This is a genomic window from Bradyrhizobium sp. Mp19 (genome assembly GCF_029952935.1).
In the GTDB taxonomy this organism is placed as follows: domain Bacteria; phylum Pseudomonadota; class Alphaproteobacteria; order Rhizobiales; family Xanthobacteraceae; genus Bradyrhizobium; species Bradyrhizobium elkanii.
Genome location: NZ_JASAUT010000082.1, coordinates 18,790 through 28,522, shown reverse-complemented (window position 1 = coordinate 28,522; position 9,733 = coordinate 18,790). Strand labels below are relative to the sequence as shown.

5 protein-coding genes and 1 pseudogene are annotated in these 9,733 nt (G+C 56.7%); 3 read left to right on the top strand and 3 right to left on the bottom strand.

Annotated elements, in window-relative coordinates:
- From QJT82_RS41550 to QJT82_RS41540, 3 genes and pseudogenes are all read right to left on the bottom strand, one after another.
- Positions 1-296 (bottom strand): annotated as a pseudogene (locus QJT82_RS41550) (transposase); the annotation flags it as partial.
- Positions 297-417: 121 nt separating this feature from the next.
- A complete protein-coding gene (locus tag QJT82_RS41545) occupies positions 418-972 on the bottom strand; it encodes a hypothetical protein (protein WP_016848004.1) in 555 nt (184 codons plus the stop codon).
- Between the two features lie 924 nt (positions 973-1,896).
- The gene (locus tag QJT82_RS41540) at positions 1,897-2,118 is read right to left on the bottom strand and encodes a hypothetical protein (RefSeq protein ID WP_028343459.1); all 222 of its coding nucleotides are present in this window, start codon (positions 2,116-2,118) and stop codon (positions 1,897-1,899) included.
- Between the two features lie 757 nt (positions 2,119-2,875).
- Between QJT82_RS41540 and QJT82_RS41535 the strand changes: the two genes are divergently transcribed.
- From QJT82_RS41535 to QJT82_RS41525, 3 genes are all read left to right on the top strand, one after another.
- Positions 2,876-5,977, top strand: a complete 3,102-nt coding sequence (locus QJT82_RS41535; protein WP_028343460.1) for a multidrug efflux RND transporter permease subunit — start codon at positions 2,876-2,878, stop codon at positions 5,975-5,977.
- 787 nt (positions 5,978-6,764) lie between these two features.
- Positions 6,765-7,655, top strand: coding sequence for a sulfite exporter TauE/SafE family protein (locus tag QJT82_RS41530; RefSeq protein ID WP_016848000.1), 891 nt, complete (start codon positions 6,765-6,767; stop codon positions 7,653-7,655).
- Positions 7,656-8,391: 736 nt separating this feature from the next.
- Entirely contained in the window at positions 8,392-9,531 is a 1,140-nt protein-coding gene (locus tag QJT82_RS41525; RefSeq protein ID WP_028343461.1) for an MFS transporter, read from the top strand.
- Positions 9,532-9,733: the final 202 nt, after the last annotated feature.

The window sequence follows — 9,733 nt, the reverse complement described above, 5'->3', positions numbered from 1 at the left end:
GCGCTCAGCAGGCCCGCCTTGGTGAGCGCGCCGGACAAAAAATCGTTTTCCAACGCCAGCTCGCCGATCTTGGCATGTAACGCCTTCAAATCGACCGGCGTCTCGGCCGATGTCTTGTCATGCCCAAACACGCCGGCGGCGCCTTCCAGGAGCTGGTTTTTCCAGATCGTGATCTGGTTCGGATGAACATCAAACAGTTGCGCCAGCTCCGCCAGTGTCTTGTCTCCTTTGACCGCAGCCAAAGCAACCTTCGCCTTGAATGCCGGAGAATGCGTCCGGCGGCTCTTCTTCGTCATCTTCGCTCCTGATTCGCAGCAAGAATCCTCGCCGCTGTCAGGCAGAAAATCCACTCAAGCTACTGTCCGAATTTGCGGGGCCAGCTCTGTCGTCGGATAGACTGAGGACGATAAGGATCGTTCAATTATTTGTGCAATCCGTATGCTCTAAATAGAACGGCCCGCGGACACCCGCGCTGAACGTCTCGGCGGCGCCCAAAGCTTCAAGGAGGCGTGCTTTGGGGTCATTCCAGTCGCGTGTTGATCTCAGCGAGCCGAGCGCTATCGCATTACCGCATCCGCACGCATCGAACCCATGGACCGATTCTCCAACCTGGTAATCGTCCGAGATATGGAACAGCCGGGCGGCGTAGCCGACAAGGAACGTCCCGCCGTATTCAGCAGAATCCCTCGTCCTAGCAAAGCCGCCATACTTCATTCGAGCTCTCACGGCGTCGATGAAGTCGGTGACCATGTAAGTCATCACATCGACACCCACGCGCGGCCTGTTAGGATGGAAGCCAAACGCCAAAAGCTGTCCCATCCGGAATGAGCTGGTAAAGCCCATGACGAAATCACCGCTCCGGAATACCTTCCTGTCGTTGCGGACGACGAGAGAGTAGTTCGAGTCCAAACCGGCGCTATCGCCACCGATGTAAACAGTGCCTTTATTAACCAGTCCAACAATACACGTCATTGCGCCCCAATCTCCTCAGCTACGCTCCGGAAGCAAACTACGGTTCATCGTGAGAACGAATCAGGTCCCTTCTGACGCACTAAAGAACGACCTGATTTCATTTCAGTGGCTGGTCGACCACCGCGCCACGCCTTTGCATGTTCTACCTCATCATTCTAGATCAGAATCAGACGTGAAGTTTAATGAGGTCGTGCGCGTGAAATGACGGGGTCAATGGCGTTATCGTGTACAACGATGGACTTACCAGAAGTCACGACGGCCTTTGCAACGGCTCCCCTCGACTGGCAGTTCAGCATCGCCACCTTTGCGCTGCAGTCTGCTATTTAGACCGACACCCCGGTCTACATCGGTTCCATAGTTTCGCCGCACGGCGATCTCCGGGCTGACTTTGCATTTGCAGCGACGCAGGTCCGCTCAGAAGATAATCGTGGATGATGAGGTCCTGAACAAAGCAAGCAACGTACCAATCTGAATACGCATGTTTAAAGAAATTCGTAGAAGTTCGTCGCGTCAAAATCAAAAATAGCTCGCGATGTCGCCTCATCGCCCATCACCGACATGCCCTGGTCGCCCGGCGATGACTGGTTTTAGTGGTAAAGCGAACACGGCGAATTATGAGTAGGCGCCCTAGCGCCGATACAGATCCGGCTTGAATTCTTGCGGCGAGGGCGGGACAAAGCCGTGATCGTCGGGTTTGCAACAGACCGGACGCGGCATCCTGACAGTGCGAAGCGCATGCAGGCGTGTGGTCTTTGTATGGCTGAGCCGGATTCACCTCCCGGAGCCAGCGGGTATCATTGCAGAAGCTGCAGCGCGGTGAGGTAATGATGGATCCTCCCCGACACCATGAAAGAGCTGAATGTCGCCCCTTACCTTCGGCAGTTGACAAGATTACTCGATTTCGACGAACAGCTTCGGCGCAACCTAGATCGCCTCATGCTCGATGCGTTTGGTGTGGGCCTGGGTCTTGCGGATCAGCGGCGTCAGTAGTTTGTGGAGATCGGTGGCCGAGGCCTTGTCGAAGCCGTGGTCGACCTTGCCGGCGTAGAACATCTCGTCACCCGTACGCCGGCCAACATAAATGTCGCCACATTCATTGCCGTCCAGCGCAAAGCTCTCAATGATGCGTGAGCATATCGCCTGCACGCGGACTCTCTGAGTCAATTCTGTGCATGTCGGCTTTTACAACCCGATCGTGTGGGCGGATTAGGTCCTTCGAGATGAGATTTGCATCCCGCCTCGAGCAAAACGAGTGGCGCAGTCGATCGCTTCCGAGCCGACCTAAGGATGATGAGAAAGCCCAAGAAGAAGCTTGAGTGGCACGAGGCCGCGTACAAGACGGGACCGTCGCCCGACCCGCCTGGGGGAATACTGTGGAAGTTTGAGTCGGACCGAGAACAAACCTTGGTATAGGCTTTGTAGCCCATGCGATATCACCCGCTTACCTTTGTAGAGTTGAGCATCTGCCAGGTTGTCCATACTTTCGATTTCAAAGCTGAATCATTCGATCGAACGGGTCGAAGCCTTGAACTGACGCGATTCACCTAGACGGTTTTGCGCTCCATTCAGACTTGAGCACGAGTAAATGGAAGCACGTGAGCCCACCTCCACATCCTGAGGCGGACCTCAGGCTGATTACGCGCAAAAAGGACTTGGGTCTTATCTTGCGAAGGCGCTCCCTATTCGAGATCGCACTCAGCCAAGCGGGGTCGGCGTTCATCATAAGCAGCGAGAATGGAAGAAGCGGAAGGCTGAGCCTCTGCTTGGGAACATACGAGTCTTTAGAGCGGCCACTTCAGTTTCGCTTATAGCAGGGGCCTGGCCGCAGTTGCCGCTTTAATAACGATGGCTGTCGCGCGACTCGCTAGCGAGTTTGCGTCACCCTCTTTGAATGCGAGTCGAGATGACATTTACAGAGCTTTTCATCAAGCGTCCGGTTTTATCTATCGTCGTCAGTCTACTGATCTTGCTGATCGGCCTTCGCGCGGCCGCTGTTCTGCCAATCCGGCAGTATCCCAAACTGTCTAACACGGTCGTCAATATCACGACCTCCTATCCTGGCGCCTCCGCCGACATGATCCAGGGGTTCATCACCACTCCTCTGGAGCAGGCGGTCGCTTCCGCAGAGGGCGTCGACTATGTCACTTCCTCATCTGTGCTCGGTGCGTCGACGATCCAAGTCTACATCAAGCTCAATTTCGATCCCAACGAGGCACTCACCGAGGTGCTGTCTAAGGTCAATTCAGTCAAATCGTTAATCCCGAAAGAATCGAACGATCCGATCGTCACTAAGTCAAGCGGTCAGGCTACCGCTGTCATGTACATCGCCTTCTCCAGCGAGGAACTGACGGCCAGCGCGATCTCGGACTATCTCTCGCGCGTCGTGCAACCGGTTTTGTCGACCGTCGACGGCGTTGCGGCGGCTGACATCCTGGGCAGCCAAAGTTTTGCGATGCGGCTATGGCTCGATGCTGCGAAAATGGCGGGGCACGGCGTGTCGCCGGCAGATGTTTCGGCTGCAATCGCTGCCAACAACTTCCAGGCCGCGTCCGGTCAGACCAAGGGCTATTTCACTATCTCCGACGTCACGACAAACACCGACCTGCGGAGTGTCGATGACTTCAAGCGCATGGTCGTCAAAGCGAATGACGGCGGCTTTGTACGCATGGAGGACATTGCGGCAGTCGAGCTTGCCGCGCAGACCACAGACGTCAGCGTCTCCATGAACGGCGAGCACGCGGTCTTCATCGGTGTCCAGGCGAGCCCGCAGGGCAATCCGCTAAACATAGTGCGAGGTGTTCGGGCGCTGTTTCCAGAAATGGAACGCAACCTGCCGCCGGCACTGAAGATGAAAGTGGCCTACGATTCCACCAAATTCATTCAATCGTCGATCGATGAAGTGGAGAAGACGCTCATTGAGGCCGTCGTGATAGTGGTGGTGGTCATCTTTCTATTCCTGGCCTCGCTGCGGTCGGTCATCATTCCCGTCGTTACCATTCCGTTGTCGCTCATCGGTGTCTGCAGCATGATGCTGGCGCTGGGATTCTCATTCAATCTCCTTACCCTCCTTGCGATGGTACTCGCGATCGGTCTCGTGGTCGACGACGCGATCGTCGTGGTGGAGAACGTTCATCGCCATCTGGAAGAAGGTGCGCCGCCCCTCCAGGCTGCTGCGAGAGGCGCGCGCGAGATCGTGGGCCCCGTCGTCTCCATGACGATTACGTTGGCCGCCGTATACGCGCCCATCGGTTTTCTCGGGGGCGTCACCGGCGCGCTGTTCCGCGAGTTCGCGTTTACGCTGGCGGGGGCGGTGATCGTGTCGGGCGTGATCGCTTTGACGCTGTCGCCGATGATGTGCTCGGTCTGCCTGAAGAGCGCTGAGGAGGGGCGGTTTGCAAGAGTTGTGAACCGCGTGTTTGGCGCCACGACACGCTGGTACGGACGCAAGCTCGACCGCTCGCTCGACTATCGTCCGATTACCGGGCTGTTCGCCCTGACCATGCTGGGTCTCGTCGGTTTTCTCTATATGCACACTTCCAAGGAACTCGCGCCGGAGGAAGATCAAGGGATTGTATTCGCGCTAACCAAAGCGCCGAAATACGCCAACATCGACTACCTCAACTATTACGGCGCCAAGCTCGAAAAGGCGTTTCAGAAGTTTCCCGAGACCGATTTGAGCTTCGTGCTCAACGGCACTAGCGGCTCGCGGGGAGGGATGGCCGGCATGTTGCTCAAGCCTTGGGATGAGCGCAAGCGGTCATCGATCGCGCTAAAGTCCCTTGTCCAGGTCGAGCTGTCCAAAATCGAAGGTATTAACGCATTTGCGTTTAGCCTGCCTTCGCTTCCGGGAGGCACGGACGGGCTACCAGTGCAGATGGTGATCAATTCGACGCTAGGTTTCCAATCCGTCTATGAGCAGATGTCGAACCTGAAGGATGCCGCGCGCAAAAGCGGTCTGTTCATGGTCAGCGATTCTGACCTCGAGTTCAATCAGCCCGTGGTACGAATCAAGGTCGATCGATCGAAGGCCAACGATCTTGGCATCACCATGCAGAATATTGGTAATGCGCTCGCCACCCTACTTGGCGGAAACTACGTCAATCACTTCAATCTGCAAGGCCGTTCGTACCAAGTGATTCCGCAGGTGCCCCGCGAGCAACGCCTGGCCCCGGAAGCGATCGGAAACTATTATGTGAAGACCGCGAAAGGTTCGATGCTTCCGCTGTCTACCGTAGTCTCGGTGGAGACTGCGACTGATCCGAACGCACTCACGCACTACAACCAGCTCAACTGCGCGACCTTTCAAGCCGTGCCGATGCCCGGCGTTACGATCGGTCAGGCCGTGGACTTCCTGGAAGCGCAGGCAAAGAAACTGCCCGCAGGCTTCAGCCACGACTTCCTTGCCGACGCCCGGCAATATGTGCACGAGGGTAACCAACTGGCCATTACCTTCGCGTTTGCCCTTATCGTCATATTCTTGGTGCTTGCGGCGCAGTTCGAAAGTCTGCGCGATCCCCTCGTTATTATGATCAGCGTGCCGATGGCAATCGTCGGCGCCCTGATACCGCTATTTTTGGGCTGGGCGACGATCAACATCTACACCCAGGTCGGACTGCTAACGCTGGTCGGGTTGATTTCCAAGCATGGCATCTTGATGGTTGAGTTCGCCAATGAACTGCAGCTCAAGGAGCGACTTGACCGTCGCTCGGCTATAGAGATGGCGGCGCGCGTCCGGTTGCGTCCAATCTTGATGACGACGGCGGCGATGGTCACGGGCCTCATACCCTTGTTGACCGCAACGGGAGCTGGCGCCGCGAGTCGCTTTTCGATCGGGCTGGTGCTCGTCGCTGGCATGTCTATCGGCACGCTCTTCACTCTCTTCGTGCTGCCGGCGGTCTATGTCGCAATCGCGTCCGATCACCGAGCCGACGCGAGCGCCGGTCACGGGAAGAACGGCACAGAGGTTGAACTCACCGGCGCTGCTGATGTCCAGCTGGCCAAATAGTAACGACTAATCAATCCGCGTTCGCTCGATTGCTGCTCCGGATAGGGCGTTGTTCGCCGACCGCGGTGATTTTATCGACTCGAAATTCACGAGGGTACAAGGATGATGTCCAACTGCTGCGCCTGTTTTGACCCATCGTTTGCCCGAGGAGAAGGGCTGCACACTGCCAAAAATGCGGCCGCTTCATGATGCCGGTGTGGTCAGCGATAGAGCCTGGGACGGCCTCATGCTTTTCGCGTAACGAGATCGTCGCCACATGCTGCCCAGCTTGGCGAGCGTCAGGCGGCCGGCGAAGAACTTGTCAACGCTGAAAAGGTGATGTTGCTATTATCCCAACGTCTCTGGAGCGAATTGCTTTACTCCCGTCTGAGCGCCTCGCATTGCTAGTTGAAAACGACGACCTCTGGGTTGCAACGACCTTAGGGTTTAGTTGCCGACAGTTCAAGTCCACTGGGGACCGTTCGGAACTGGTCGTCAGGAGCCCCTCGCATCTACGACCGCCGCAGTCATGGCTTCGATACGAAAACCAGCGATCGACAAGCCGAAAAATAGACTGACACGTATTAGCTGAGTGATCGCGGTCGGGTAGGGGAAGTACAACGCAGCTTCATACAACCGAAGTCGATAATAAGAGAAACTAGCGCGCTTGGCCACGGCCAAAAACCAATGTGAAGGTCGCCGGAGCTGCGAAGCGAGGGCGGAATCTGCCGCAATCCTGATGACCAATGTCCACGTCTGATTCGCTGACGTGTGATCGGACGCGCTCCGGACTAGGAAGGTTAAGTAAATGCCTGAGTTTGATGGTGCTATGCTATTTTTGGCCGCAACAACTTGTTTTGCGGCCTTTGTAAATGGAGCCATTGGCTACGGTTTTTCGTCGCTCACTGTACCCCTTGCGCTGGTTTTCTACCCCAATCGCATTCTCAACCCGGCCATTGTTATCATCGAAGTCTTCGTCAACGTTTACGTCCTCTTCATCAATCTGAAGGGTGTGCCGGCGGTTTGGAGACGAGTGTTTCCCATCTTGCTTGGGCTCTTGCCAGGCATTGCGCTCGGGGGCTATGCGTTGGCCTCACTGCAGCCGGGCTGGATCAAATTCGCCACGTACACGATCATTTTGCCCCTGATCTTGTTGCAAGCCGCGGGCTGGCGCCGCCCTATCGAAGCGAGCTGGCTGATCGGTCTGCCATTCGGGTCGATGCTGGGCATCCTCTATTCGGTGACGACTATCTCCGGCCCGCCTTTGGCCATGCTGTTTAACAACCAGGGCCTCGTCAAAAACGAATTTCGCGCCGGTCTTGCCCTGGTTCGCGTAGTGGAATCGAGCGCAACTGCCTTTGTCTACTACAAGCTCGGCCTTTTCATTTCCGAAAGCGGCAGCCTGCTTTATGCCTTTATACCCAGTGTTTTGCTCGGCATCCCGCTGGGATCCTACGTCATTCGGCGGCTTGATCCGGAGATGTTTCGACGCATTTGCATGAGCTTTGATGCTTGGATCGTGGGATTCGGTCTGTCACGGGTGTTGATCGAGCTCGATCTCGTGCAGAACGGCTGGGCTTACAGCGTGATGACGGCGACAATACTGATCGATTTTTGCTTGCTATACTCATTCGTTACCACGCACAGTCCGACCTGGTCAGAACGACAGTCGCGGCGCTCCGCGGATATAAGCGCTTGAGGGATGCCGGCGACCAGCTCGCTATCGAACGCGCGCTTCCTGGACCTAACCAGATAGCAAAGGTAATTGATGACTGCACGCGATGCCGATGCTGCCCTTCTGGCGCCAACATAAATGGCAGGGAGGATTTGGTTGATTGCTCCATCACAACCCAGCGCTCCGACACCGGGAATTTGGAATCGCAGCTCTGATTTTCCGTCACGTTCGGATGATCTGCCGCGATCCGATGCCCCGGTATAGCGTAGAAGTTCCCCGCGGTCAGCTCCGGTCCTCCATGAATGTTCGTTGTATTGAGCTCAGGCGTAGCGCAGCGCCTTTGCGTTTTGTGAGAGCTTCCAGATTGACAGCAAATGCTGCCGGGGAGCTGACGGCCGTGTTCACGCGAGCTGTGGTGTTCTTCTCGAAGTAAACGCAAGGTCCGGGTGCCGTCGGCTTTGTGCGCTTTGCGACAAAGGCAACTCGAGCTGTTGCGCCTCTAACCGTCGGAACAAGCAAAGACTAGTGTCCTTCGTACGGCTAGCTATCCGAGAAAGATAGGCCAAACCGGTGTCCGGGGCTTGACGATCATTCCGCGTTGACGCTTGCCACTCCGGGAGTGGCTCGAGCTTTTGCGATGGCATCGCATTTGCAGGGATGAAAAATGCCAACGTGAGGCCATCATCGGACCGCTTGCAGGCGGCGCACACAGGATGAGGGGCGCCGCGCTCACCAGCCCGTTCTCTCAGGAGTGCCTGTGATACCATCTGCCAATTGGGCAGCCGGCCTGCTTGGGACGCGGCTTGCGTTTTTTGTTGCCGGATTTGGCCTCGCGGCGTGGGCGCCTTTGGTGCCGCTCGCCAAGGAGCGGCTCGCGGTAGATGACCGCATGCTCGGTCTTCTGCTGCTCTGTCTCGGAATGGGATCCGTTCTCGCTATGCTTTTGACCAGCGTGTCGAATGCGCGGTACGGCAGCAAGCCCATTATCTTCGTCGGTGGACTCGGCCTCGCGCTTATCCTGCCGTGGCTTGCTATCGCCGGAACACCTCTTGCGCTCGGTGCCACGCTGTTTGCGTTCGGCGTTTCACTGGGGGCGATCGATGTAGCCATGAACATCTATGCGATTGAACTGGAGCGCGCCACCGGCCGTCCATTGATGTCCGGCTTCCATGCCCATTACAGCATCGGCGAATTCACCGGCTCTGCTGCCGTGACTTTGTTCCTTTCGCTTCAGCTTGGTCCGCTTTTTTCAACGTTAGTCTGTTCGATGTTTATGATGATCGCGATTGTGTCGGCCTGGCCGCGGTTGACCGCGACGAGTGTAAGGCAGCAGGGGCCAGTGTTTGTCTTGCCCCATCGCAGTGTGGTGCTAATAGCTGCGCTCGCGGCTATTACGTTTCTTGTCGAAGGTGCAATGCTTGATTGGAGCGCTTTGCTTCTCGTTGGGCAAGATCTTCTCGCTGAGGCGCATGGAGGTCTTGGCTGTATGCTCTTCGCCATCGCGATGACTGCGGGACGTCTCGGCGGAGATGCCGTAGTGGAGCGAATCGGCGACCGTGCCACATTGATGCTCGGAACTCTACCAATCATGATAGGCTTCCTGGCTGTGGTCGCCGCGCCGGTTGCGGTGATTGCCATGGCGGGGTTCCTGCTTATTGGATTGGGTATTTCAAATGTTGTACCTGTGCTGTGTCGCCGCGCCGGCAAACAGAAGGTGATGCCGGTGGGCGTTGCAATCGCGGTCATCACGACAGCTGGCTACGCCGGTATACTGATGGGTCCCGCCAGCATCGGGCTCGTCGCACACATGACCGGCTTGCCTTTTGCGTTCGGCATGTTAGGCGCGCTCATGTGCATCGTCACGCTGTCGGCGCGGATGGTTATGGCCGAACCTCGCTAGGCCGCCGATCGAGAGGAAAAGGACACCGGCACGTTTCGAGCCAATGATCGGCTGCGGCGCCGGCGTTCAAGGCTGAGAGTCGATCAGATCTCAACCTGATAGCAGTAAAACGGCACTCTCGATCACAACCATTCCTCTGTTCCTGCGAGTTGGCTCGCTGAACCGTAGCTGGGATGTGCGTGTCACTTGGATGAATCGAACG

What these genes read in the sequence shown, in the direction of transcription:
- QJT82_RS41545 (WP_016848004.1), bottom strand. Translation starts at nt 972, where the DNA reads ATGACGTGTATTGTTGGACTGGTTAATAAAGGCACTGTTTACATCGGT.
- QJT82_RS41535 (WP_028343460.1), top strand. Translation starts at nt 2,876, where the DNA reads ATGACATTTACAGAGCTTTTCATCAAGCGTCCGGTTTTATCTATCGTC.
- QJT82_RS41530 (WP_016848000.1), top strand. Translation starts at nt 6,765, where the DNA reads ATGCCTGAGTTTGATGGTGCTATGCTATTTTTGGCCGCAACAACTTGT.